Raw genomic sequence first — 25,699 nt, 5'->3', positions numbered from 1 at the left:
GAATACTGGGCTTGCGAGCGATTGAAGTCGCGCACACTTAGGATATTAATGTTAAATATGTGATTTGACATTATGTTTTTTAATTTATTGAATATAAACTAGTTTTTTTGTTTCATAATTTCATTGTTGTTTCATTGAGTGTAAGTTATGCGTCTGTTCACAGTTCTACCAGTCATATTTTGCAAAGAATTGACAATTGTTGGCTGGCGAAGCACTATTTAGGAAAGCGCTTACATTAACCCTGAATAGGGTTTTTTAATCAAATTGAATGTAAGCGCTTACATAGGGAGTGATTGATGGCCACCATCAGAGAAGTATCAGAATTGGCAAATGTATCTCAAGCCACCGTGTCGCGAGTCATTAATGGCAATAAGAAAGTGTCAGAAACGACTCGTGTTCGGGTGGAAGCTGCGATGCGTGATTTGGGCTATCGTCCCAATAGTTTTGCCCAAGCCCTTGCCTCAAGTCGTTCAACCAGCATTGGTATGGTTGTAAGTAGTTTATCAGGCCCATTCTTTGGGCCAATCATGCATGAAGTCGAACAAGAACTGCGTGCCAACGGCCACCATTTAGTGGCGACCAGCGGTGATGATATTGAGGAGCGCGAGCGCGAGGCGATTGGTTTTTTGCTATCGCGACAGGTTGATGCCCTCATTCTGCATGTGACGATGATCGGCGACGATGAATTGATCGAAATTTCCAAACAGGGTCGGCCGCTGGTATTGATCAACCGGTTTGTGCCTGAGTTGGCGAACAGCTGCATTTTTCTCGATAACGAATTGGGTGGTTACTTAGCCACCAAACATTTATTAGACCTTGGACACCGCTCTGTCGCTTGTATTTGCGGACCAATGAATAAGCAAGATAGTCGTGATCGGGTGCAAGGCTATCGGATTGCGCTGGCAGAGCAGAAGGTGGCTTTTGATCCCAATCTGGTGGCTGAGGGCAGTTATGACGAAGACGGGGGCCTTGCTCCCGCTAGAAAATTAATCCAACGTGATGTGAATTTTACCGCGGTTTTTTGTGGAAATGACAACATTGCCTTGGGCGTTTATGACGTATTAGCAGAACAGCGTAAGCAGGTAGGCAAAGATGTCTCGGTGGTCGGCTACGATGATGTTCTGTTATCTCGTTATTTAAGGCCAAAACTAACGACTGTCCACTTTCCCGTAGTGGAAATGGGGAAAGCGGCAGCACGTTTAGTTTTGAAAAAGATCTCCGGAAAAGGCGACATGGAAGCAATTGAGTTGACTCCCGAATTAGTGGTTCGAGAATCGACCGCCCAGCCTCTTTCAACGGAGTGATAAATCACAAAAGGAAATTGAAAGATGACAAAGAAAAAACTGCTAGTCTCTGCTTTGTTTGGACTCGGTTTGGCATGCACGGCTAATGCGGCTCAAACTGAAATCCGCTTCGACGGTTTTCCAGATTTCGATAGTAGCTTAAAACAAATATTGCCAAAGTTCTATCAAGAAAATCCGGATCTGAAAGTTGATTATGTGATGAACAACTGGGGAGACCATCACAATAAGTTAACCACCAATCTCGCAACTGGCTCGGGTGCTGGTGATGTGGTGGTGGTCGATGTGGGTCGGATTGGCGCCTTCGTAAACAAGGGCGGGTTTGTAAACCTCTCTGAAAAATATGATGTCGACAGTTTAGCTGACCAATACGCACCTTATGCGTGGACTCAGGGTCAGGGCGTGGACGGAGCACAATATGGTATACCGGTGGATTTGGGCCCAGGGGTATTGTATTACCGTCGTGATGTAGCTGATTCTGTGGGTGCCGATATCAATAAGGTGATCCACGATTGGGATAGTTACATTGAATACGGTAAGAAGTTAAAACCGAAAGGTGTTTACTTGATTGCGTCGGCTGCCGATGTTGCTGAAGCGATTATTTACACCACGGTTGAAGATGGTAATGGGCTTTACTTTGATGCCCAGGGTAAATCCTTACTGCAATCACCTCGCTTTGTAAAAGCCTTTGAAACTGCGAAAAAAATTCGTGATCTAGGTCTGGATGCCAAAATTACTGCTTGGAGTAACGAGTGGTATGAAGGCTTTAAACAAGGCACCTTGGCGACCCAACTTTCTGGGGCTTGGTTGCTTGGCCACTTAAAAAACTGGATGGCACCAGATACCGCTGGTAAATGGGGCGTGTCGAATCTGCCTGATGGCATCTACGGTAGCTGGGGTGGTTCATTCTTAGTGATCCCCAAACAAAGTAACAAGCAGGATCAAGCTTGGACATTGATTAAGTATATGGCGACTCGTCCTGATGTGGAGCTAGAGGCCTTTAAAACGATTGCTGCCTTCCCTTCATTAGTTGCGACTTACGACGACCCCATGTTTGACGAAAAAATCGACTTCCTCAATGGACAAAAAGCTCGTTTGTTGTTCGCTGAAGTGGCTAAAAACGTGAAACCCGTTAAGCCAGCGAAGGGCGATCAAGTGGCTCGCTCAATCATCTTAGATGCCGCTCTAGGCGAAGTTTTGGATGAAGGTAAAGACGTGAAGACGGCACTTGCCGAAGCTGATCGTATTCTGCAACGTCGCTTAAAAGCAATGTAAGTCTATCTGGCCTGGAGCTACTCCAGGCCAAGCTGTTAGGGATATTGTTATGTCGTCAACAACGAAAGATGCAACTCGCTTTGAGCCTAGGACTGGCACTTTGCGACATTGGTTTGAACAGGGGGGCCGAGAGCGGCTGGCTCCCTATCTATTTTTAGCCCCTTATCTGGTTTTATTTTTGGTATTTGGCTTATTCCCTTTACTGTTCTCTATGTTTCTCTCCTTTCACCAATGGAATCCGGTGGCAGGCTTGGATTCCATGAAATTTAATGGCTTAGAGAACTACGTTTTAGCCTTGGACGACCCATGGTTATGGCGTTCCTTAAAGAACACCTTTTGGTTGGCATTAACCTCCGGTTTTGCTCAGCATTTGGTGGCGATCCCGGTGGCTTGTATTTTGGTCTCTTTGGGCAGTCGGGCGCGTCATTTGCTCACATCGGCGTTCTTTTTACCTTTTATCACCTCCACGGTGGCGGTCTCGTTGATCTTTTTCAACATGTATTCGCCTAACTCGGGGATCATCAACAAGGTCTTATTAGCCTTAGCTCAGTCAGATATGTTTTCTTGGGCCTTTGGCTGGATAGAGCAGTACATGCCGATCCGTTGGTTGGAAGAAAAAGCCACCTTGAAACCGGCAATTGCTTTTGTGGTGTTTTGGAAGTACACCGGCTTCAATATTGTGCTCTACACCACGGGTTTGATGACCATTCCCAAAGACCTGTATGAGGCAGCTCGGATCGATGGCGCGAATGCGACCCAACAATTTTGGTATATCTCTTTGCCCATGTTGCGTCCTTTCATCTTCTTTGCCACTACCCTGACTATCATCGGGAATCTGCAGTTGTTTGAAGAACCCTTCATCCTTACCCGTGGTACCGGCGGCGTGGGGCAATCGGGTCAAACGATTGCTATGTATCTGTATCGAGTCGGTTGGGAATGGCTGGAAATGGGCACTGCATCGGCGATTTCATGGTTATTGTTCCTGCTAATTGGTGGTTTTACCCTAGTCCACTTTTTCTTCTTTGGTAAACAGGGTATGGGAGACAACTAACATGGATAAGCGTGATATTTTTTTCTATTGGTTGAAGAAATTTAGTCTGTATTTACTCGTCACCGTGCTGAGTATTTCAGCCTTTTTTACGGTGTTTCCGTTCATTTGGTCGGCACTATTATCAACCCATGATCGCAGCACTATTTTTAGCACCGAGCTGATCATGAGCATCGGCGATAGTCTCGGTTACAACTACCAGCGAATGATAGAGGTGATGCCTTTCTGGTCGGCGATGTTTAACAGCATCTATGTTTCGGTACTGGGAACGACGATCTCTTTACTATTTTGTAGCATGGGCGGTTACGCCTTTGGGGTATATCGCTTCAAGGGTAAAAATGTTCTGTTTGCAATGCTGATAGGCTCAATGATGGTGCCACCAGTGGTGGGGATTATTCCTTACTTCCTGACCATCAAGTTCCTTGGACTGCTGGACACCCACGTGGCAATTTGGCTGCCCTTCACAGCGACACCTTTTTGTATTTTCATGGTCCGCCAATATGTGGTGGCCTCGATCCCCAAAGAGCTATTGGAAGCGGCGAAGTTAGATGGTGCTGGTGAATTTCGGACCTATTGGTCGGTGGTGTTACCGCTGATGCGTCCGGCATTGGCAACGGTGGGTATTGTTCAATTTGTGATGTTCTGGAATATGTTCTTGCAGCCGTTGATTGCGCTCAACAGCAGTGAAAATTTCGTGTTGACCACCGCCTTGCGCAGTGTACAGGGCCTGCCGAATACCCCTTGGGGCGCGGTGATGTTAGGGACCACCTTGTCGATATTACCGATTGTATTGGTCTATCTATTTGCGTCTAAGCAGATGATTAGTGGTATGACAAGTGGCGCAGTAAAAGGATAATTAGATGAGTTTTAAGTTTGCTCCAGACAGTGTGCTGTATCGCCCTGAATTTGAATTTGGTGCCGCGACTGCTGCCTTTCAAATTGAAGGGGCGAGACATCGTGATGGTAAGAGTGACTCGATATGGGATACCTTTTGCGCAACCCCCGGTAAGGTCGCTAATGGTGATACAGGCGATATCGCTTGCCAACACTATGAGCGTTGGCCTGAAGATTTCGAGTTAATTTCGCAACTCAATTTAGATTGTTACCGTTTGTCGATTTCTTGGCCGCGGATTATCCCCCAGCCCGATGGCAAGGTGAATCCCGCTGGCTTAGCTTTCTATCGAGAGCAATTAGAGGCGCTGAAACGACTTGGGATTAAAGCCAACGTTACCCTTTATCACTGGGATCTTCCGCAGTATTTAGAAGACAGAGGTGGTTGGTTAAATCGGGAAACCGCTTACAAATTTGCCGAATATGCGGCAGTGGTAACCCAAGAGCTGGGGGAGCTGGTTGACAGTTTTACCACCTTTAACGAACCTCTATGTAGTGCATTTTTAGGCTATCGCATTGGTATCCATGCGCCGGGTGTAAAAGATGATCGTTGTGGTTTTCAGGCGGTGCATCATCTGCTGTTAGCTCATGGCTTAGCTTTGCCCAAAATGCGCGCTAATGCGCCTCACGCCAAACATGGCATTGTGCTTAATTTTTCACCGGCTTACCCACTTAAGCCGAGTGATGAAGCGGCGGTGGTCATCGCTGATGCAGAGGATACCCATTGGTTTATTCAACCGCTTCTGGAAGGGACTTACCCAGAATTAATGCGTCAGCTACGGCCACAGTGGTGGCCGTTAATTCTGCCTGGCGATTTGGCGCTGATCCATCAACCCTTGGATTTCATTGGCATTAATTACTATACCCGCAGAGTTGTTACGAGCGACCCTGAAACGCTTTATCGCTGGGTCAAATTAGATGATGTGGAACGCACCGCTATGGGTTGGGAAGTTTACCCCGAAGGTTTAAGCGATCTATTGCTTGCATTGCATCAACGCTATTCGCTGCCACCAGTGATCATTACCGAGAACGGCATGGCATCTGACGACCAGGTGATTGATGGCAAGGTCAACGATCAGCAGCGTTGCGACTATTTCCAAAGTCATCTACAAGCGGTTGATCATGCGGTTCGACAAGGCGTTCCAGTATGTGCCTATTATGCCTGGAGTCTGATGGATAACTTTGAGTGGTCTTTTGGTTACGACAAACGTTTTGGATTGATCCATGTCGACTATCAGACTCAGCAACGCACGATTAAGCAGAGTGGATTGCAATTTGCGCAATTCCTCGCGCAGCGTAAAGGATTATGAGATGAGTACTTTAAATTTTAAGAATGTGAAAAAGAATTATGGTGACGTTGAGGTGGTAAAAGGCTTTGACCTGCATATTGCCGATGGCGAGTTTGTGGTTTTGCTCGGTGCTTCGGGTTGTGGTAAGTCGACAACCTTACGCATGGTTGCAGGTTTAGAAGATATTAGCTCCGGTGAGGTGGTCTTGGGTGGGCGAGTGATTAATAAGGTGAATCCTAAAGACCGTGACCTTGCCATGGTTTTTCAAAGTTATGCCTTATATCCACATATGACGGTCTATCAAAATATTGCTTTTGCCTTGAAATTATCAGGCATGAGTCAGCAAGACATTGACGAACGGGTGCAATGGGCGTCGAAGATGCTCAATCTTGAAACCTTACTCCAGCGCAAACCTAAGGCGCTCTCGGGTGGGCAGCGACAAAGGGTCGCAATGGGACGTGCCATGGTGAGGACTCCCAAGCTATTCTTGTTTGATGAACCCTTGTCGAACCTCGACGCTAAGTTACGCGGCAAAATGCGCTCCGAAATTAAAGCTTTGCACCGCGAGTTAGGTGTTACCACCTTATATGTCACACACGATCAAATTGAGGCAATGACCCTGGCCGATCGTATCGTGATTATGGATAAGGGGGTGATCTCGCAAATTGGTAGCCCAGAAGAGGTATTCTGTAAACCGAATAACCGATTTGTAGCCGGTTTTATTGGTAATCCGACGATGAACTTTTTTGCGGCGACCATAGAGCAGCATGAAGGGCAGCTGCAGATCCAATGCAGTGGTCACTACCTACCGTTACCGGAACGTTTCAAAGAGAAAGCAAGCGTTGGTCAGGCGGTGGAGCTGGGCTTACGACCAACCGATTTGCATGTTCGGGCTGAGCGAGTCGGGCATACTGACATCAGTAAGTTGCCAGTGACGCTGCTAGACAAAGAGCTATTAGGTGCCAGTATGCTACTCAACTGCGAGTTTGCGGGCTGTCCAATGCAGGCGGAAATTGCCAGCGAAAGCTTTGTTCTCGAGGGCGATAAACTGGATCTTGTGGTGGATATGACCTCGCTACACCTGTTTGATTTAAAACAGGGACACAGCTTGGCTGTATTTCCAAACACTGCCGGAGCGGGCCTTGCTTCAGTTGGTTAATGTTGTACCTGTCTGCTGAGTTGAGTTTAGCAGGCCGTGAGGAGTAATGAATTTACCAAGGGAAGCATTCGTGCTTCCCTTGATGTATCTACTTTGCCCTACCTTGGTGGGTTGTATCATCGGCTATTTACTTTAATATGCTTGTCTTGTGGATAACATGATGAAGGGACCCAATCATGAGCAATACCGAGTATTTGACTGAAACGGAATTAACCGCCGAAGATGTCTTATTGTTACCGTTGCAGGCTGAACATAAAGCAGGCTTATTGGCCGCTGAAGCGGATGGCCAGTTGAGCCAATTATGGTATACCTCGGTACCCAACGCTGAATCGATCGATGATTATCTTGAAACTGCCTTTGGCGAACAACAGGCAGGGCGAGCCTTGCCTTTTGTGGTGATTGATAAACACCGCAAGCAGGTGATTGGGACGACTCGATTTTGTAATGCGGATGCCAGCAACCGCCGCTTAGAAATTGGTTACACCTGGTATGCCAAAAGCTATCAACGTTCGGCAGTCAATACCCAATGTAAGTTGTTATTGCTAACTTATGCTTTTGAGCTCTTAGACTCGATTGCGGTCGAGTTTCGAACTCACTGGCATAATCATGCTTCACGTAATGCGATTGCTCGGCTTGGAGCAAAACAAGATGGCGTGTTGCGACAGCATAGTATCGATGCCCAAGGTCGTTATCGCGATACCGTGGTATTTTCGATTACTCAACAAGAATGGCCAACGGTAAAGCAATCTTTGCAGTATAAACTGGGTGTTTATCAGGGGTAGTGGCCGTATTGGGTGAGGCGACGGTTTTTCTATAGCCACAGTGAAACGGCTTGATATGCGCGGCTAATCAGCGCTAGCTGTGGCATTATCTAAAAAGATTAGAGAATTAAACTAACAATCATTCAGTTTTTGTTGATAACTGCTGTGTTGTGAGGTTTTTTATTCAATCATCGGCATAGATACTCACTTCTATGATTAAAAAAAATGAAATTAGCGCTTTTCATGTGCGGGATAATGCCTATTATGGGTATTTTTAGTACATCCTCGGGAACAGTAATGACGCAATGGACACCCTCAAGCTGGAGAGATAAACCAGTAAAACAATTACCCACCTACCCTGATCAACAAAAGCTACAACAGACCGAGCAATATTTGGCCGACCAGCCACCGTTGGTATTTGCAGGTGAAGCGCGAGCGCTACGTAAAGATTTAGCAAAAGTAGCTCAGGGTGAAGCGTTTTTGTTGCAAGGGGGCGATTGCGCCGAAAGTTTTGACGAATTTAGAACCAGTCATATTCGCGATACTTTTAAAGCCTTAATGCAAATGGCAGTAGTTTTGACCTTTGGTGGTCAAAAACCGGTGGTGAAAATTGGTCGTATTGCCGGGCAATTTGCCAAGCCGCGTAGTGACGATATGGAAACCATAGATGGGGTGAGCTGGCCTTCTTACCGAGGCGATATCATTAATGAAATCGGTTTTAGTGAACAGAGCCGGGTGCCGGATCCAGAGCGGATGTTACGCGCCTACAATCAATCAACGTCAACGCTCAACTTGCTACGAGCCTTCGCTCAAGGCGGTTTGGCTGACTTGAATAAAGTTCACAAGTGGAACTTGGATTTCATCAAAAAAAGTCCCTTAGGAGAGCGTTACGAAAGTATTGCGAGTAGCATCGAAGAGTCTTTAGCCTTTATGAATGCCTGTGGTATTAATCCGGCGACCGCTCCGCAGCTGCGTGAAACTACTTTGTATACTTCGCACGAAGCTTTACTTCTGCCCTATGAGCAAGCTTTAACCCGTTGTGATAGCTTAACTGGTAAGTGGTACGATTGTTCGGCGCATATGTTGTGGATCGGCGACCGTACTCGTCAAATCGATCATGCTCATATCGAATTCTTGCGCGGTGTGGAAAATGCAATTGGCTTAAAAGCAGGGCCAACCACCGATCCTGAAGAGTTATTACGAATTATCGACATTATTAACCCAGAGAACGAAGCAGGCCGTTTAAACCTGATTGTTCGGATGGGGGCCGACAAGGTAGCGGATCATCTTCCAGGACTAATTCAAGCGGTAGAACGCGAAGGTAAAAATGTGGTCTGGAGCTGTGACCCAATGCATGGCAATACCATTAAAGCTCCGAATGGTTACAAAACGCGTCGAGTCGATGATGTATTACGCGAAGTGCAACAGTTCTTCCAGATCCACAAATCCGAAGGGTCTTACGCGGGCGGCGTGCATTTTGAAATGACTGGTCGTAATGTCACCGAATGTGTTGGTGGTGCTTTCCAAATCACCGAACACGACTTGGCGCAGCGCTACCATACTTATTGTGATCCCCGCTTAAATGCCGATCAGGCTTTGGAGCTGGCGTTTTTAATTGCGGATCATATTAAAGCGGCTCGCTAAACCAGCGATGCTAGACTAAGCCACCTATGGGTGGCTTTTTTGTCTGCTTTGAATGATTTTAGATGCGCCGTTTTAGCCTCGATGGTGATTGATTGCTCTATTGCTTTTAGATTCGCCGCTTGACCATTGATGATTAACGATGGCCCAGCGCTGGTGATCTTTCCAGCCGAATCCGCCAATGTTTAAATAATGCTTCGAATACCCTTCGTTCTCAAATCCCGCTTTTGATACCAGTTTAATTGAGCTTGTATTTTCGGGCTGAATATTGGCTTCCAAGCGATGTAGCTTCAGTTGGAAAAAAGCTTCTTCTAGTAATAGTCTTATACCAATCGTCATATACCCTTTTCCTTGATAGGGCATGAATACTTCGTAGCCTAAATATGCAGATTGAAAATAGCCTCTTACCACGCCAGAAATATTGAAGGTTCCTACAATATCACCGCTCTCTGTGAGACAGAGAAAATAGCGATATTCATCTGCCAGATAACCTGCATAGTTGCTTGGTGGATAGCTCCATGGCTGATGAAGCGAAGTGCTTGCTTGATAGAGCGCTTTGATCGATTCAGCATCCTCTGGCTTTGGTTTTCTTAAAAATAACACCGTCTAACTCCTAATTTTTAAGGCTCGCAAAAGAGCGCTGGGTTGGTCGTGGGGCACGACGATAGTAGCAAGGTTATTTAACTGCTGAAGATGGACTGGTTGGGCGAATCAGTCGGCTCTACAAATTGCAGTTAAGCTTCAAAAATTTCATCGATGCCGTTTGACTTTGCACCAAACGATGACCTGTTTTTGTGTGTCCCGTTTTAATTGTTATGGCTTTCTGTAAAGGCGAATTATTTGAGATGAATCGCTGATTCAAACAGAGGTTAAAAGTAGAAAAATACTGATCTTGCGCGTCATGTTTTAAGTTGCACATGTTTCCTAAATGGACGATGTTTGTCAACTTGACATATCTGGTGGAAACCAGCCATATGGGGTTGCGCGAGTGGTTTTCTATGGGCACTGAATACCAGTGGAGCGGCTGACGCAAGCGCCGATCCACGGTTCTGTTTCGTTAGTTTTCCTGAAACCTCGCTGCATATGGATTTAGTTGGTCATCAGTGGTTTCGCAGATGGGATGATATAAGCTTGGGCGACGTCCGCGGATCCATCGTCGACCGGTGCACATTTCCAATTCATCGCCTTTTAGATCGGCTACAACCATGTCATTGTCGATCTTGTCAGATTCAACAATCACTTCTCCATATGGGTTCAGTACCATGGCATTGCCGGTCCGTACTTCATCTAAATCTAAACCAACGCCATTACTAAATATCAGGAACATTCCATTGTCGTGCGCCCGAGCAGGTAACCAACGCATCAGCCATTGACGTCCTTTTTTGCCTTGCATTTCAGCCCGTAGCGCATGTGGATTTTGTTTACGTTGATGCCAAAGTTGTGGGTCGATGAGCCCCATGGCTTGAGGGCTGCGCGAGTTACAGCCGCCAGTTTGGTGGGGCGCAATGAGAATGTCAGCGCCCATCAGGGCCGTGATTCGAGCATTCTCAACCAAGTTATTGTCCCAGCAGATCAAGATACCGACACGGCAACCGTGCGGAGTGTCGAAAACAGTATAACGATCGCCACTCGACATGTATTGGCTAATAAAGGTATGTAGTTTTCGATGTTTCTCTAGGCGACCATCGGGCATTGCCATCACATAGGTATTAAATAGTTGGTTATTGTCGGCTAACTCAATTAAGCCTGCGCCAATAGTCATCTGATATCGCTTGGCTAAATCTAATAAATGTTGGCAGCTTGGTCCTTGCGGAACGGGTTCTGCTAGCCCTCTGATCGCGTCTTCACTCAACTGAGAAACATGCCAGTAGCCAGTAATGCACATTTCTGGAAAGACGATGATTTTTACAGCTTGTGCTGCTGCCGAGATGACATAGTTTTGTATCACCGATAGATTGAAGGATTTATCATCGGCTTTATGATTAAACTGGACGGAAGCGACGCGTAGATCTTTCATGTTGACCTCTTTCTAAAACAAACGGGATGAGTAAGTGTAGAAATTTCATTTCATTCCGTATAATGAATAATTCTCAACTATTGATGAGTAAATGGAATGGATATCGATCTTATTCAGGCTTTCTGTCAGCTTGCAAAAGATAGAAATTACACGCTCGCTGCGGCTCGCCTTTTTATCAGTCAATCAGCATTGACTAAAAAAATTAAACGCTTAGAAGAGAGCATTGGGGTGGCATTGTTTACTCGCGGAAGGAATGGTGCCGAGTTGACTCAAGCGGGCGCAAGCCTTTTGCCGGAAGCTGTAAGCCTCACCGCTCGATTTGTAAGTTTCGAGCGTTTGGCCAGTTGTGTTGCTGCAGGTGAGTATGGCCATTTAAAGGTTGGTTTTGGTATTTCAACTTATCTTCAGGCTCCTTTACTGATCGCTAAATTTAAGCAGCAATTTCCCCATGTTCATATCACGCTAAATGACCTCCCTTCATCGGACCAAGTGGAGGCTTTGCTCGATGGTGACTTGCACTTGAGCTTTAACCGTTTGCCGGATATTAAGCCGCCTTTAAAAGGCATGCAGCTGTTTTCCGATGGTTTGGCTATTGCGGTGAACAGCAGTCAAAGGGTCGACGAATCTAATATTTTGGCGTCATTGGCTAAGCTAAATTATCTACAACTGCGCCCTTCTCGTGGACAGGGTTTAGCGACTCAAATTGAGCGCTATTTTAGTGCAAACCAACTTAGCGTAAGAGCGACGCAAGAGGCGAATGATATCCTGACCTTGCTGACTTTAGTTTCTGCGGATCTCGGCTATACCATTGTTCCTCAAAGTACCAGTACCATCTGCCAAGATAATATCCGTTTAATCCCGATTCATGGTCCTGATGCTGTTTGGGATGTCGGTTTAATTTGGAACGATAGCCAACAGGACGGGGTGCGTGATCAGTTTATCAATGCAGTCTCTATCAATGAAATGATCCCGCTGGGCGGTCATTAGATGTTTCTGGATGAAAGCTTGGGTCGGGGTTTATTGGGCTCTGTGGTGATTTTGATCGCGACCGTGCTTGTGAGCAATTTATCTGCAAGACCGATCTTTTAGTTAATCTGTCGCTAAACTTAAGCATCGTTCAATGATTAAGGATAGTGAAGATGGCCTGGGCTTTGACGCGAACCCAATGGGTGGTATTAATCGGTTTGCTGTTTAATATTGTGGCCGCCTTAATGACCAATTTTTATATTGACCGGGTCAGTCAAGATGCCCATGGAATGGTGCAACGCCAGCAGCAGCATGACAAATTAATCGGACAAACCTGGCAACAAGTTGACGGATTAGAGCGCAAACGAGAACTGATCTATAGCCTGCTGGCGAGTGAAGCTCAGACTCAGCGCTCGATCCCCGTTCATGTACAGCAGCTGGTCGCTAAAGATTTGCAGTATTGGTTGGAGCAAGGGGAAATTTCGGCCATAAGTTTGGATAATCTGGCGAGTCTGGACTTTTTTATTGATAAAATTCAAAATAGTTTGCGCCAGCGCATTGATCATTGGTATTTGCAGAATATCGATTTAAGCAGTCGTTATACTGAGCAAATGGCGACCATTTCAGCTTTGAGAAATTTAGCATTATTTCTACAAATTATTGGCTTGGCGCTGATTTTAGCACGCGACTTAAGTCGTCATTGATAAGCAAATAAGGGCAGTATTGTGGCCAACACCGAACATCAGGAAAACTTAGATAGTATCGATAAATTGAGTGTCTTGTCTTATCGCTTAGGCTGGCTAGTGCTGGCTTTTGCCTTTGCCTGGGCCGCTTACAGCGGTATTTATCAGCATGCCATTAGGCAGCCCTTATGGCTATTAGCCGCGGCTTGTAGTTTGTTGGCACACAATTTACATATTTACAGCAAATCGATTCGTTACTTAGTGCAAGCCTGTGGATGGGCGGCACTTTGGTTAAGTTTACTTTTCTATCTATGGCATTGGCCGCTACTGGCAAGCCTCGCGATGGGGGCTTTTTATGTGGTGGTATCGGCCTTGGTCTATAAAGAGAGCTTTTGCTTCGATTTAGGTCTACTGCGTTGGTTGCCCACGGTATTACTGGCGGATTGGTTAATTTATTTAAGTCCCTGGAGTCAATTGCGGCTGCCTTTGCTATGTTTCATCAGCATTGGCTGCGTGATTATTGCCTATCAGAAACTCAAGCAGCCGCTGCACTTTGATATTGGCAAGCGCAGCAATTACCAATTGTAGCCGCTGTGAACAAGCGCAGCGCTGGTATTGCCAAGCACAAGCGGTTTACTGCGCTTAGGCGAGTAGATTGAGCGGTAGTTGCTCGTACAGTAGCTTGGCGCTCATCAGTAGCGTAACCGAGATAAATACCGGTCTTATCAGTCGATTTCCTTGCGACATCACCAGTCGACTGCCCAGTAGTGAGCCTAAGACTTGTCCTACCCCCATGGTGAGTCCGATAGCATAATCAATACTTCCCAGATGAATGAAAAACACTAGCGAGATGATATTCCCCATTAAATTGAGGGGCTTGGTCATCATGGTGGCTTGTTTGAGGGTATGACCTAATAACATGACAAAGGCTATCATCCAGATTGAGCCAGTTCCGGGTCCAAAGAATCCATTGTAGAAGCCAATGATCGGCCCGCATATCAGCATAAATTGGGTGATGGAGAGCTTGGCTGGTGAGGCCGCACTGGTTTTTAATTGTTTGGACAGGATCGAATAAACGGTGATCGCCAACATTAAAACAGGTAACAGCACTTCCAATAGCTCTTTATTAAACAGACTGACGCAGTAGGATCCCGCTAAGGCTCCCGCGGCAGTAGTGGCGATCCCCAGACCCAGCCCCTTCAGGTTCAATTGCTTGTGCAATAAAAAACTGAGGGCGGTGGTGAGCTCTCCGATCACCGCCTGAAAGCGGTTGGTTCCTAGTACTGTCATCGCAGGAAGTCCGGCGAGCATCAAGCCTGGCACGGCAATCAGTCCGCCTCCGCCAGCAATTGCATCCACCACGCCCGCGACAATCGCGACCACAAACAAGATCAGATAAATATTGCTGTTCAGCTCGGCAAGTAGACTGGTTTGCATCGATTTTTCCATGATAATTGAATAACTGGCAATAGTTGTAACATGGCTAAGCATGTAGTTAAATTAACAGATCTTTATTCCATCATTAAGGTGAAGCTTAATGCTTAATTCTCAGGATCTGCAATTTTTTGTCGTTATTGCGGCCAGTCGGTCTTTGGCTGCGGCGGCGCGAACAATGAATGTGACTCCGCCGAGTGTGTCGCAACGCCTCAAAACGATTGAACAAAAGCTAGGGGTTAGCTTGGTGGAGCGAACCGCCCGAGCGATATCGCTGACCAGTGAAGGGCAGCTGTTGGCGGAAAGAGGCCGTTTGCTGTTAACTCATCTGGCAGCGATTAGTGAGGATATTTCAACCAACAAACTGACCGTTTCCGGCCATCTTCGGCTGGTGGCACCACTGGGACTAGGGACAAAGCATATCGGGCCAATTATTGGCGAATTTCAACAACTTTATCCCTTAACCGAGATTGAATTAATTCTGTCTGATGCCCCAAAATGGTCGGTGCATCAGAGTCCTGACTTGCTGTTGTATATTGGCGCGCTGCAGGATTCATCATTAAAGCGTGTGGTCTTGGCGCAAAATCAAAGATTATTGCTGGCATCTCCAAGCTACCTCGCCACGGCTCCGGCCCTCGTCAAGCCAGCCGATTTAGCCCAGCATCGCTGTATTGTGCTCAGAGAAAACGATGAGGATGCCAGCATGTGGCGTTTTACTGAAACCGCCACCAGGACGCCCCATTCGGTCAGAGTTGAACCTCATCTGGCGAGTAATGTGGGTCAAGTGACGAAAGACTGGTGTCTTGCTGGACGAGGGCTGATGTTGCGCTCTGGCTGGGATGTGAATAAAGAGTTGGCCCAAGGGCAACTGTTGCCGCTATTGCCCGATTACAGCTTAGCTGCGGCGGATATTGTTGCCCTGCTTTCCGCCGATAGCGATCATCGAGCTAAAAAAGTGACCGTTTTTCTCGATTTTTTAAAAGAAAAGCTTAGGCAAAGGCTTGCTTAGCGCGGGCCTCTGTTTTCTGACTGGTGGCATCAGGCGGTGTTTATATTTGCTTATAGCCATGCCACTGTCATCATAAGCTCTGTTCCAGACTCGTGGTTAACTTCTGTGCCACGCTGGCTGCATGTTGCATGTCGTTATCTACGGTTTCCATTTCGGTGGAGGTCTGCAAAATATTCTCTGACATTTCTTCTGCCATATTGGCTTGGGTTTTAACTGCACTTTCAATGGCGAGTACCGTATCATCAACTTGTTTGATGACTTGATTAATCAGTGAAATATTGGCTTGAGCATCGCTTGATGCTTGTTGAATGTCGTGTATTTTAGTACCAATATCAATAGAAGCATCCTGAGTTTGGCCTGCGAGGTGCTTCACTTCATTGGCTACGACCGCAAATCCTCGGCCAGCGTCTCCAGCCCGAGCGGCTTCAATCGCGGCATTTAAAGAGAGGAGATCGACCTGGCTGGAGATCTTACTAATTGTCTCTAATACCATGCCGATTTCTTGTGCCGCGGATTCTAGATTATCCATTTGTTTGGTCGAGTGTTTCACCTTTTCCACTGCTTGCAAAACAATGGTTCGGCTTTTACTGGCATTGTCGGAAATTTCTTTTACGGTGTTCGACATCGCAGAGGATTTTGTGGCGACTTGTTGCAAACTTCCCTTTATTTGGTTTGAAGAATTAGATACCAGCGTAATGCTGCTGGTCATTTCACTTAGGCCTGATAAGGAGGCATCGAGCAATTTTCTTGTTTTTAATCCCGTTTGAGAAAAAGCCTTGGCAATGAGTTCAAGTAGCTGGGCTGCAGAGATCAGTTTATCGGGTGAAATAATAGACACTTTACTTAAGGCTTCAAGATATTTATCTTCGTCAATATTCAGTTTTCTAGCATGCGCTCGAAATTTATCGAGATCGGGGGCTTCGGTGAGAACTTGCCCTCCGACGATACTGCCCACTTGTTTATCTTCAATGATAATTGGCACCGCAAAATCGACCAGCCCACTATGGCAACGGTATATCGCAGGTTTCGACAGGTTTGCCGCTAAGGTTCCACCCCCCGCATCACACTGGCAACATAATTTTAAACCTTCAGGATTACCGCGGTTTAATTCCATGCAAAATGACATAAAGTTACTTGGCTTTGTGATTGGAGCACCTTGATCATCAACGGTGATACTGGCGACACCAAAGGCATTGGAAAAGGCATCTTGAACTTGCTGCAATAATTCAACATCAATTAGGTCTTTCACTGAATACTTTGCGTTATTTTGAGTCGATGCGGTTTTCGGTTGAATATTCACGTGTTTTAATTGTTCATCGATGGTTTTTATTTCGATCGATAAAGAGGCATGTGGAGGGATTTTATTGGCATGCATCGATTCTTTAGCGGAGGCAATTTTATTCTTGTAAAAGTAGCGGACAACAGAGCTTGCAACAATAAAAAAAAGACCAAAAAATATCATTTGTGCATTCGACATTAGCTTACCCTAACTCTTCTTTAAAGTATTATCCGGACTCATATCATGCGCAGCAGAGCACGGATCGGTGATAGTAAATTTAGATACTGATGTCGTAGATTGTTGATCATGTTAATGAAAATCAAGTGCTTGCCGCACAATAAAAAACATAGGATTATTTTTTACAATTATTTTTGTCAAAAAAGACTAATTTTTACAATTAAGGCGAAAGCTATTTGATATTGGCGCAAGATAAAGGTGTTTTTATTGAACTAAAAGCGGTGTGAAATGGTTTCTAAAGCTTTAAAAGCTTGGTATTTCTAGCACGCTATCAAGCGAAATAGTCCTATTAACTAAAAGTATCAACTTCGTCTGATTTTTGGTTAAATTTGAAACTTATTGGCCATTAATATCCCTTCGGCTGGGCTATGCTTATTCAGGTTGTTAATCATTCATACAGGAGTAAGCGATGAAATATATCAGTTTAGCTTTATTGGGATGGGCGAGTTTGCTTTCGATGAGTAGTCAAGCCTTACAGCTGAGTAGCCCAGATATTGCGGAAGGGCAAAAAATGGATGCCAAATTTGAGTATCAGGGTTTTGGTTGTAATGGGGGAAATCAGTCGCCTCAGCTGAATTGGCGAGACGTTCCCGAAGGCACCAAAAGTTTTGCTCTGACCGTTTATGATCCTGACGCGCCAACGGGCAGTGGTTGGTGGCATTGGATCGCTATCGATATTCCAGCTAGCACTCGACAACTCGCTGCGGGGGTTGATATTAAAAAATTGGGTGGTCTTGAATTGAACAATGACTATGGCAGTGCCAGTTTTGGAGGTGCCTGTCCGCCCAAGGGGCACGGTATGCACCGCTATGTGTTTACCCTATGGGCCTTGCCGACCGAATCGCTTAAACTTGATGTGAATGCTAGTCAGGCTGTTGCTGGCTACAATCTTAATGCTTCGGCCTTAGCAAAGGCCAAGTTAACTGCGACTTATGTGCGTGAATAACAGATGGTGAAAGCGAGTAAGGCCTTGGAGGTGGTGTATTATCAGGGCGTTTATCAGCAGCGTTTACGTAATGTCTCCTTATTAGTACCCAGTATTATCTGGGTACGTAAGGGCACTAAGCAGCTGAGTTATCGCCAAGGCGCGTTGGATTTGGATGCTAGTCATCTGTTCATTGTGGCGGCCCATGAGCGCTTTACCTTTGTCAATCTGCCCCTTGAGCAGTGCTTTCACTCGACGCAGTTTTGTTTTCATATTGCCCCCGAAGCGTCGATGTTAAAGCGTAGCTTGGCGGTATCCAAGCGTTTCATCCCTGTGGTCACCCTTAGTCCTGCGATGCAGCAAACATTATTGTCACTGAGTGCGATCGATCTCAGTTTAATCAGTGATGCGGTGCAGAGTCATTGGGTTGCTGGCGTATACCAGCAGTTAGCCGAGGAGGGGGCGCTGCATTTGCTATTTCCCACTGCTGTGCTCAGTTTTAGCCAGCAGCTATGTCGGTTCTTGCAACCAAATCTGGCAGCGCCAAGCCTGATCGACGATGCTTGTCTGCATTTTGCGATCAGTCGGGCGACTTTAATCCGCCGCTTAAAAGCGGAAAATACTCAGTTTGGAGTATTATTGCGCGAGCTACGAATGAATCATGCGCTTGGCTTAATGCAAGCTGGTCTTGCCAATCAATTAGAGCTAGCTATTGCTTGTGGTTATCTCTCGCAGAGTCGTTTTAGCCAGCGCTTTACCGAACATTTTGGTTTAAGCCCAAAGCAATATCGAGACACCTTAGCGCTTATTGAATAACCTGGCACTGCGCGCTTTAGATGATGGTGGGAGTGTGTCAACGTTTAGGGAACATTGGCTTCAAAAGAATCTTATTTGCTGCGACTCTTGATGACTATATGTGGTTGGTATCGTTGCCTAAATCAGAATCAATCTTTTGCGCTTTCAGTTATTGGATGCTTACCGCGAAACCGATAGCTCGCATCGTGGACAAAGCAAAATGCAATATCGTGAGCCGCAAGTCATACCACCAGAGACTTACCTAGCGAGGCCACGCATTTGGTTTGGAAACTACAACGTGGTTCGCTTTTTTCTTAAATTTAGTTGTTGAGTATGCAGCATTGTCGAAATGTTTAGTTTACTCATGCGATAAGCGGGGGTTTTGATTCGCTCGCCTAAGACGAGCGAATTGACAGAGCATATTATCTAGCGTCAGGACGCAGCGCATATTTGCCGGGGCCGATTAGCAGTAGGGTTATTGCAGCAAATAAATATGTGGCAATACTTTCGACTGACCAAGCGCCTGTACGAGTGAGAGTGAAAAAGTCATCTATATGCATCAGGCCGATGATCACTAGACAGGTTCCTATCGTTATGCCTGCGCAGACGCGTGTATAAATCCCTAAAATAATAAGGATTGGCGCGACAACTTCACCTAAAAATACGGCGTAAGCAAAATAGCCTGGTAAGCCTAAGTTAACGAACAGTCCTTGAATAAATCCGGTGCCTGCAATTATTTTATGGATGCCGTGAAGCAAAAGCATGCCACTGAAACTGACACGCAACACCAATTTTCCTAAGTTTGGAAAATCGAACCAAGACTCAAGTTTATCTAAAAGGTACATCATTTACTCCTAATGTGTCTCTAACAAAAACATATCGTATTGTTATACCACGGTTTTTTATGTTTATTTAATATAAAAATACTAATGCCAATGATATTTGTTTGAATCTTGATCTAGATCTTTCTCAAATTAGATAGCGATCAAGGGGCCGTGAGCGTTAGTTTCGCACTGCTGAAGGGCTATGGTCTGATTTAAAATGGAGCTGGCGACTGTTTGGGGAGGGAGCAACAGTACCGCATATCACGCCTTGGTGATTGCGAAGGTCTGATCATCCCACATGTGGCTAGCTGTTCTTTGGGAGCTTGTATGTTTTGTTTATCGCAGAAATGCTGTCATGGGAAGTCGGCTGCTCTTTAGCGTCGTCAGCGCAATAAACGGCCTCGGTGGTTGTTTGTGAACCTGAGTCCTATAAAAAGTGTGCTAGCTTTAAATATGTGATCGTCGGTTCTGTTATGGCTATAGAACCAACAGGGTGGTTCTGGTTTTACCAACCCTTAAGATATGCAGTCGGTCGACGCTTTTACCTAGGGGAATGATGTCTATATAAAGCATGAATATAGCGAGGAATAGATATAAATGGATAAGCCGATTAGACCTTTTGCCCACGCAATTGATGGCAGGATTGTCGCCAATAAAAAGCTTGTTAATGTTGATGACCGTCATTTAACTCCTGGGAATAAGGAAGGCTCGCAACGCGCCTTTACCACGGTATTTGCACCAGCAAAACCGGGTTCAGCCTATAAAGATATTCATGAAGGTCTAGGGGGGAAAATTACTCCTGTTGAAGGGAGCACGAAGCAAACCTGGATCAATTTTGGGGATGCTCAAAGAGCGCAATACTATGTAGCCAGCTACTCTGAACAGCACATTAAATCGGATCTTAAGCAATCATTCAATATTGCACAGCAGGCGGCTGATGTTGGTAGAATTATGCAAGAACGAAAAAAAGCAAAAGGTAAAAGTTCCGGCTTTAGTTCGATGAAAACAGCACTGGAAGCTCATAAAGCACGTAAAAATCGTAATCAATTTCAATTACAGGCCCCTTCGTTATTTATCAACAGCCAAACTGCTACACGGGAAAAAATCGCTAGTCAAAGAATGAATGCATGGGGGGATGCTGGCCCGGTCATTCGTGGTTTTGACGTAGAGAATAAAACTACTCGTGAAATTTTAATGTCATCGGTGGTGGAGGAAGATAAAAAAGCGACACGTTCCGAAGTGATTAATGTCGACCAAAATAAAGCCGCTAATCAGGTTGGGGTTTCAGGCAAAGGCAAGCAGCATCTATTTAAGGGAATACTGCCGAGCTCACTCGGCAGCGTCGTGTTTAACCCACAGAATATGTCTGATCAGTTTAGTAATACTTCGGGACAGGTCTCAAGCTTAAATCACTTTGAGAAAAAGTATGGCCTTTTTTCCACTGTGGGGGTCGTTGCCAGATTAAACCAACCCAGCCCAAATCGGCCGACAGTGGCTGCTGAATCGATAGTGGATAGGCGATCTAAGCGGCCAAGAAGAGAAAGAAAGTAGTTATATAAAGGTGGCACGTATCGTCGGCTAGCCGGCTCTTCTCTGGCTTCCGGTACCACAATATCTGGCACGCGATTCCTCGCAGAGCGTTTTACTTATAATCGTGAAGTCGAATCATCCATATCCAAGCGAAAATAGAATTTGGAACTTTAAATCCGTATTTGATCATGCTGGTTGCAGCCGGGTCGTTTTGAATTTATCTAATTTGGTGATAGCACATGCCAGTGCTGTGCAAACCGATAAGTTTTGAGGCCTTTTGGGTTTCTCTATTGTTGCCTGTCTTTATTTACCAAATATCACACCCTCTCGTGTCACTTATGTTCACAGGACACTCGAACTTCTGGCGTTTATTGACCACACTTATTACATGGTTTTATGCAGAGGGTTTCGCACCGCTGATGAAGAAAATTATCACGCTCTTGCTGATTGTCGCACTGCTCATCTTCACTGCTTGGTGGTTGCGCAGTAAACCACTGTCAGTGGTTTTGGTTCGGGTGGAAGTTGGCGATGTGATCGAAACGGTGGTTAATACGCGCGCCGGTACCATTAACTCTTGCCAGCGAGCGCGTTTAGCTTTGTCGGTGGGTGGCGTGATCGCTGAGTTGCATGTTCGAGAGGGGGATCGGGTCAAGCGAGGCGAGCCTTTGCTGGCACTCTGGGATCAAGATCTGCAGGCGCAGCAAGAGCAAGCTCAGGCTCGTGTTACCTTGGCCCAGCAACACGCCCAGTTAGCTTGCTTGCAGGCTCGCTTCGAGCAACGAGAATCACGGCGTTTACAACCGCTACAAAAGCATGCGCTGACCTCGGAAACGAGTATTGATCGGGCCGATACCTTGGCTGCTACCAGTGCCTTAAACTGTGAGGCGAGTGAAACGGAGCTGCTGATAGCGCGCGCTCAGCTTAAGCTGGCCGAGGCTCAGTTGCAACAAACCCATTTATTTGCACCCTTCAGTGGCATTGTGGCGGAAGTGAATGGCGAGCTAGGCGAGTATCTTACGCCTTCTCCGCCGGGGGTCGCGACCTTGCCTGCTATCGATCTGATTGATGTTAGTTGCCTGTATGTCTCAGCTCCCATTGACGAGGTCGACGCAGCCAAATTACGGGTCGGACAAGCGGTGAATGTGCTGCTCGATGCCTTACCAAAGCAAGTTTTTCCTGCTCGCCTAAGTCGTATTGCTCCCTATGTTCTCGATTTGGAGAAACAGGCTCGCACCGTGGAGGTGGAAGTGGAGCTAGGGGCATTGCCGAGCGATATTCAGTTACTGATTGGTTATAGCGCTGACTTGGAGATCGAGATCCAGCGCCGCGAACAGGTACTGCGCATTCCGACGGAAGCCATCACTGCTGAAGGCGTGGTCTATCTGTTTGAAAATAATAGCCTGAAGCCGCTTAAACCTGAGCTTGGACTGAGCAACTGGAGTTGGCAGGAGATCTTTTCGGGGTTGCACGAGGGTCAGCAGATTGTTCGTCAAGCGGCTCGGGTTGAATATCAGCCGGGAATGCAGGTCAGCGGCGATGATTAAATTGACTCAGGTAGATCGCAGATTCAAATTGGGAGAGCAGTTGATCAATGGTCTTAAGCAAATCAACTTGACCATTCAAGCGCAGGAGTATGTGGCAGTGATGGGACCATCGGGTTCCGGAAAATCCACTTTGCTGAATGTGCTTGGTTTATTGGATCGTCCTGATAGTGGGCAATATCAACTGCAAGGGCAAGACACCGCCGCGATGAACGAGCGTCAACTGGCTTATCTTAGAAGTACCGCGATCGGGTTCATTTTCCAATCCTTTCATTTAGTTCCTCGTCTCACGGCGATGGAAAACATCGAACTACCCTTGATATTGGCGGGGATTACTCCCCATATTCGCCAACAAAAGGTGAGCCAGCTGCTCAGTCAGTTAGATTTAACTGCCCGTGCTGAGCATCGACCCGAGCAACTCTCTGGTGGTCAGCGGCAACGCGTGGCAATTGCGCGCGCCATGGTGATGAACCCGGCCCTATTATTGGCTGACGAACCGACTGGTAACCTCGACAGTCACGCCGGTGGTGAGGTGATTGAGCTGCTGGAACGCTTAAATCGAGAGACCGGGATCACCTTGGTCGTTGTGACTCACGATCTTAGCCTTGGTGAGCGAGCGAGGCGAATGCTGCAAATGGCCGATGGTGCGATTATTCAAGACTCGGGTGTGACTCCGCATGCGCTTGCTTGACGCCATCGGCTATGCGCTCGCTGCTTTGTTGCGGCAGCGGCTACGGGCGGTAATGTTATTGGCAGCGATAGCCATCAGTGTTGGCTCTGTGGTGATGATGACCGCCCTGGGGCAAGGGGCGCGTAATTTCGTAGAGCAGGAATTCTCATTTTTAGGCAAAGATGTGCTGATCATCTTACCTGGGCGTAAGGAGACAACGGGTGGTATGCCGCCTGTGACGGGCACTAGTCTGCGAGATCTGACGCTGGCTGATATGGCGCATATCCAGCGTCGCATCCCTCATCTGCGAGTTGCGCCTCTGGTGCTGGGCGCTAGTGAAGTAAAATTTGCTAGTCGCAATCGTCAATCGATGATTCTGGGGAGCACTGCCGAGATCTTCGCCACTCACCGTTTGCGCTTGTTGCGTGGTAAAACGCTGCCCGATATTCCGCTTGAAAGTGCTCGTCCGGTGTGTGTACTCGGCGCGACTCTGGCGCAAGAATTGTTTGCTCAAGCGAATCCTTTGGGACAATGGATCCGCTTGGATAATCGCCGCTTTCGAGTCATTGGCACCTTTACTAGCGAGAGTAGCAATATGGGGCTTAAATTTGACGAGACGGTACTGATCCCAGTGGCTTCTGCTCAATCCTTATTTAATGCTCCCGGTCTGTATCGTCTGTTTGTTCAAACGCTCACACCGCAGGACTTAGCCGCGCAGGGATCTTTACTACTGCAAGTGATCGCCGAACGGCATCAAGGGGTGGCCGATGTGACTCTGCTGCGTCCCGATTCGTTACTCGCCACTTTCAACGAAATTTTGTTTACGCTCACGCTAGCCGTGACTGGGATTGGCGCTATTAGCTTAATTGTTGCCGGTATCATGATGATGAATATTATGCTGATTAGTACCCATCAGCGTTGTGCCGAAATTGGTCTGCTAAAAGCTTTAGGAGCCAGTAATGGCACGGTGCGTAGCCTGTTCCTCTGCGAAGCAATGCTTCTCTCATTGGGTGGGGGCATCGTCGGTCTGCTAGTGGGATATTCGGCGGTGGTCTTGTTGTCTTGGTATTACCCGGACTTTCCGGTACAGGTTCCGCTGTGGGCTTCCGCCAGCGCCTTGCTCAGCGCCGTGGTGATCGGCCTACTGTTTGCGTTGTTGCCGGCAAATCAAGCCGCCCGCCAGAAGCCAGTGGAAAGTTTGAAGGGGAGTCATCAATGAGAGTGGGGGATTGGTTTTTTTGGTTATTGCGCAGCCTCTTGTCAGGGCGTCTACGTAATCTGCTTAGTGCGCTTGGTATTGCTATTGGGATAGCTGCCGTTACCACTTTAACCGGGATTGGCGAAGGCTTGCGTCTCTACCTTTTAGACAGCTTCTCTCAGTTTGGTTCGCACCTGATCGCCGTTACGCCCGGAAAAGTGACCACTCAGGGGCTGTCTGGTGGGGTGATCAGTACCGTGCGTCCCTTAACCTTGGCCGATGCGCAAAGTTTGCGACGGCTGGCAGGCGTGGTAGCCGTGGTGCCTGTCACCTCGGGTACTGGGGAGCTAAAAGCGGGCAAGCTGAGCCGTAACAGCGACATCCTGGGGGTGGGTTATCAAGCCGCCGAAGCTTGGCATTTTAGTATCGAACAGGGGCGTTTCTTGCCGCCGGATGAGAGTCAGCGCCCGCGAAACTTGGCCGTATTGGGCAGTAAGCTAGCTGTGGAGTTGTTTCCTAACGCTGCGCCGTTGGGGCAGTTTCTGCGGGTGGGTGAGCGCCGTTTTCGCATTGTTGGTGTGATGCAGCCAAAGGGGCAATTTCTTGGCTTTGATTTGGATGATGTGGTGTATATTCCGGCCGCGCATGCGCTGGCTATCTTCAATCGCGAGAGCTTAATGGAGGTGGATGTGGTTTACCGCCCCGATATCCCTGCCACAGTCATGCAACAGCGGATTTTTGAGCGGTTGTTTCGGCGCCATGGTCGCGAAGATTTTACTCTGTATACTCAGCAAGACATGCTGGCGAGCCTGGATAAGATCCTCAGCATCATTAAGGCTGCCATCGGAGGTCTGGGGGCAATTTCTTTATTCATTGGTGCAGTGGGGATCTTCACCATCATGAGTATTGCTCAACAAGAACGGATCCCAGAGGTGGGTTTACTGCGTGCGCTTGGGGCTCGGCGTGCTACGATCTTACTGTTGTTCTTGGCCGAGGCGATCGCTTTGGCATTAAGCGGAGGGCTGGTTGGCCTGGCGCTGTTGCTTACCGTGCAACTAAGTGTTCATGCCTTGGCTCCAGAGCTTCCTTTGGTGGTTCATCCTCTTTATTTGCTGCTCGCATTGTTGCTATGTGTATGGGTTGGTCTGATAGCTGGAGTACTGCCCGCTTGGCGGGCCATGCAGCAAGATCCGGTGGAAGCGCTGCGTAACGAATAAGTATTGGTT

Annotated in this window: 24 protein-coding genes; 19 read left to right on the top strand and 5 right to left on the bottom strand. The window is 47.0% G+C overall.

Features of this window, described 5'->3' with window-relative positions:
- The first annotated feature begins 296 nt into the window (after nt 1-296).
- The 8 genes from ACRRSX_RS21145 (at nt 297) to ACRRSX_RS21110 (ending at nt 9,368) form a co-directional block, all read left to right on the top strand.
- Nucleotides 297-1,304, top strand: coding sequence for a LacI family DNA-binding transcriptional regulator (locus ACRRSX_RS21145; RefSeq protein WP_432455628.1), 1,008 nt, complete (start codon nt 297-299; stop codon nt 1,302-1,304).
- Between the two features lie 24 nt (nt 1,305-1,328).
- Complete coding sequence (locus ACRRSX_RS21140) at nt 1,329-2,576, top strand: extracellular solute-binding protein (protein WP_432455629.1); 1,248 nt, start codon at nt 1,329-1,331, stop codon at nt 2,574-2,576.
- 49 nt (nt 2,577-2,625) lie between these two features.
- Nucleotides 2,626-3,627, top strand: coding sequence for a carbohydrate ABC transporter permease (locus ACRRSX_RS21135; RefSeq protein ID WP_432455630.1), 1,002 nt, complete (start codon nt 2,626-2,628; stop codon nt 3,625-3,627).
- 1 nt (nt 3,628) lies between these two features.
- Nucleotides 3,629-4,480, top strand: coding sequence for a carbohydrate ABC transporter permease (locus ACRRSX_RS21130; protein ID WP_432455631.1), 852 nt, complete (start codon nt 3,629-3,631; stop codon nt 4,478-4,480).
- A gap of 4 nt (nt 4,481-4,484) precedes the next feature.
- Entirely contained in the window at nt 4,485-5,825 is a 1,341-nt protein-coding gene (locus ACRRSX_RS21125) for a GH1 family beta-glucosidase (protein WP_432455632.1), read from the top strand.
- A gap of 1 nt (nt 5,826) precedes the next feature.
- Nucleotides 5,827-6,963 (top strand): ABC transporter ATP-binding protein, encoded by a 1,137-nt coding sequence (locus ACRRSX_RS21120; protein WP_432455633.1) that lies wholly within the window; start codon nt 5,827-5,829, stop codon nt 6,961-6,963.
- 176 nt (nt 6,964-7,139) lie between these two features.
- Entirely contained in the window at nt 7,140-7,745 is a 606-nt protein-coding gene (locus ACRRSX_RS21115) for a GNAT family N-acetyltransferase (protein ID WP_432455634.1), read from the top strand.
- A gap of 276 nt (nt 7,746-8,021) precedes the next feature.
- Nucleotides 8,022-9,368, top strand: coding sequence for a class II 3-deoxy-7-phosphoheptulonate synthase (locus ACRRSX_RS21110; RefSeq protein ID WP_432455635.1), 1,347 nt, complete (start codon nt 8,022-8,024; stop codon nt 9,366-9,368).
- A gap of 72 nt (nt 9,369-9,440) precedes the next feature.
- Here the strand turns inward: ACRRSX_RS21110 and ACRRSX_RS21105 are convergent, their stop codons facing one another.
- Complete coding sequence (locus ACRRSX_RS21105; RefSeq protein ID WP_432455636.1) at nt 9,441-9,968, bottom strand: GNAT family N-acetyltransferase; 528 nt, start codon at nt 9,966-9,968, stop codon at nt 9,441-9,443.
- A 454-nt stretch (nt 9,969-10,422) separates the two neighbouring features.
- Complete coding sequence (locus ACRRSX_RS21100; RefSeq protein ID WP_432455637.1) at nt 10,423-11,382, bottom strand: nitrilase family protein; 960 nt, start codon at nt 11,380-11,382, stop codon at nt 10,423-10,425.
- A gap of 96 nt (nt 11,383-11,478) precedes the next feature.
- Here ACRRSX_RS21100 and ACRRSX_RS21095 point away from each other — a divergent pair, with 96 nt between their 5' ends.
- From ACRRSX_RS21095 to ACRRSX_RS21085, 3 genes are all read left to right on the top strand, one after another.
- On the top strand, nt 11,479-12,369 hold the full coding sequence (locus ACRRSX_RS21095; protein WP_432455638.1) for a LysR family transcriptional regulator: 891 nt from the start codon (nt 11,479-11,481) through the stop codon (nt 12,367-12,369).
- A gap of 152 nt (nt 12,370-12,521) precedes the next feature.
- On the top strand, nt 12,522-13,052 hold the full coding sequence (locus tag ACRRSX_RS21090) for a hypothetical protein (RefSeq protein ID WP_432455639.1): 531 nt from the start codon (nt 12,522-12,524) through the stop codon (nt 13,050-13,052).
- Nucleotides 13,053-13,073: 21 nt separating this feature from the next.
- Nucleotides 13,074-13,619 carry a DUF2301 domain-containing membrane protein gene (locus ACRRSX_RS21085; RefSeq protein ID WP_432455640.1) on the top strand — a complete coding sequence of 182 codons (546 nt, stop codon included), beginning with the start codon at nt 13,074-13,076 and terminating at the stop codon, nt 13,617-13,619.
- A 54-nt stretch (nt 13,620-13,673) separates the two neighbouring features.
- Here ACRRSX_RS21085 and ACRRSX_RS21080 read toward each other — a convergent pair whose 3' ends face one another.
- Nucleotides 13,674-14,468 carry a TSUP family transporter gene (locus ACRRSX_RS21080; protein ID WP_432455641.1) on the bottom strand — a complete coding sequence of 265 codons (795 nt, stop codon included), beginning with the start codon at nt 14,466-14,468 and terminating at the stop codon, nt 13,674-13,676.
- A gap of 100 nt (nt 14,469-14,568) precedes the next feature.
- Here ACRRSX_RS21080 and ACRRSX_RS21075 point away from each other — a divergent pair, with 100 nt between their 5' ends.
- A complete protein-coding gene (locus tag ACRRSX_RS21075; protein ID WP_432455642.1) occupies nt 14,569-15,474 on the top strand; it encodes a LysR family transcriptional regulator in 906 nt (301 codons plus the stop codon).
- A 70-nt stretch (nt 15,475-15,544) separates the two neighbouring features.
- On the opposite strand, the gene ACRRSX_RS21070 is transcribed toward ACRRSX_RS21075, so the two are convergent.
- Nucleotides 15,545-16,951 carry a PocR ligand-binding domain-containing protein gene (locus tag ACRRSX_RS21070; RefSeq protein WP_432455643.1) on the bottom strand — a complete coding sequence of 469 codons (1,407 nt, stop codon included), beginning with the start codon at nt 16,949-16,951 and terminating at the stop codon, nt 15,545-15,547.
- Between the two features lie 448 nt (nt 16,952-17,399).
- Here ACRRSX_RS21070 and ACRRSX_RS21065 point away from each other — a divergent pair, with 448 nt between their 5' ends.
- Entirely contained in the window at nt 17,400-17,936 is a 537-nt protein-coding gene (locus ACRRSX_RS21065) for a YbhB/YbcL family Raf kinase inhibitor-like protein (RefSeq protein ID WP_432455644.1), read from the top strand.
- Nucleotides 17,937-17,939: 3 nt separating this feature from the next.
- Entirely contained in the window at nt 17,940-18,731 is a 792-nt protein-coding gene (locus ACRRSX_RS21060; RefSeq protein WP_432455645.1) for a helix-turn-helix transcriptional regulator, read from the top strand.
- Nucleotides 18,732-19,132: 401 nt separating this feature from the next.
- On the opposite strand, the gene ACRRSX_RS21055 is transcribed toward ACRRSX_RS21060, so the two are convergent.
- On the bottom strand, nt 19,133-19,558 hold the full coding sequence (locus ACRRSX_RS21055) for a DoxX family protein (RefSeq protein ID WP_432455646.1): 426 nt from the start codon (nt 19,556-19,558) through the stop codon (nt 19,133-19,135).
- A 573-nt stretch (nt 19,559-20,131) separates the two neighbouring features.
- Between ACRRSX_RS21055 and ACRRSX_RS21050 the strand changes: the two genes are divergently transcribed.
- The 5 genes from ACRRSX_RS21050 to ACRRSX_RS21030 all read left to right on the top strand — a co-directional run bounded on the left by ACRRSX_RS21050 (nt 20,132) and on the right by ACRRSX_RS21030 (nt 25,690).
- A complete protein-coding gene (locus tag ACRRSX_RS21050; protein WP_432455647.1) occupies nt 20,132-21,085 on the top strand; it encodes a hypothetical protein in 954 nt (317 codons plus the stop codon).
- A gap of 398 nt (nt 21,086-21,483) precedes the next feature.
- A complete protein-coding gene (locus tag ACRRSX_RS21045) occupies nt 21,484-22,608 on the top strand; it encodes an efflux RND transporter periplasmic adaptor subunit (protein WP_432455648.1) in 1,125 nt (374 codons plus the stop codon).
- Nucleotides 22,601-23,296 carry an ABC transporter ATP-binding protein gene (locus tag ACRRSX_RS21040; RefSeq protein WP_432455649.1) on the top strand — a complete coding sequence of 232 codons (696 nt, stop codon included), beginning with the start codon at nt 22,601-22,603 and terminating at the stop codon, nt 23,294-23,296. Before ACRRSX_RS21045 ends, ACRRSX_RS21040 begins: the two co-directional genes overlap by 8 nt.
- Nucleotides 23,283-24,494 carry an ABC transporter permease gene (locus ACRRSX_RS21035; RefSeq protein ID WP_432455650.1) on the top strand — a complete coding sequence of 404 codons (1,212 nt, stop codon included), beginning with the start codon at nt 23,283-23,285 and terminating at the stop codon, nt 24,492-24,494. The genes ACRRSX_RS21040 and ACRRSX_RS21035 overlap by 14 nt, the downstream gene beginning before the upstream one ends.
- Nucleotides 24,491-25,690, top strand: a complete 1,200-nt coding sequence (locus ACRRSX_RS21030) for an ABC transporter permease (RefSeq protein WP_432455651.1) — start codon at nt 24,491-24,493, stop codon at nt 25,688-25,690. Before ACRRSX_RS21035 ends, ACRRSX_RS21030 begins: the two co-directional genes overlap by 4 nt.
- The last annotated feature ends 9 nt before the right edge of the window (nt 25,691-25,699 follow it).

It is taken from the genome of Agarivorans sp. QJM3NY_30 (genome assembly GCF_050870855.2).
Taxonomy (GTDB): domain Bacteria; phylum Pseudomonadota; class Gammaproteobacteria; order Enterobacterales; family Celerinatantimonadaceae; genus Agarivorans.
This window is presented reverse-complemented; position numbering and strand designations above follow the sequence as displayed.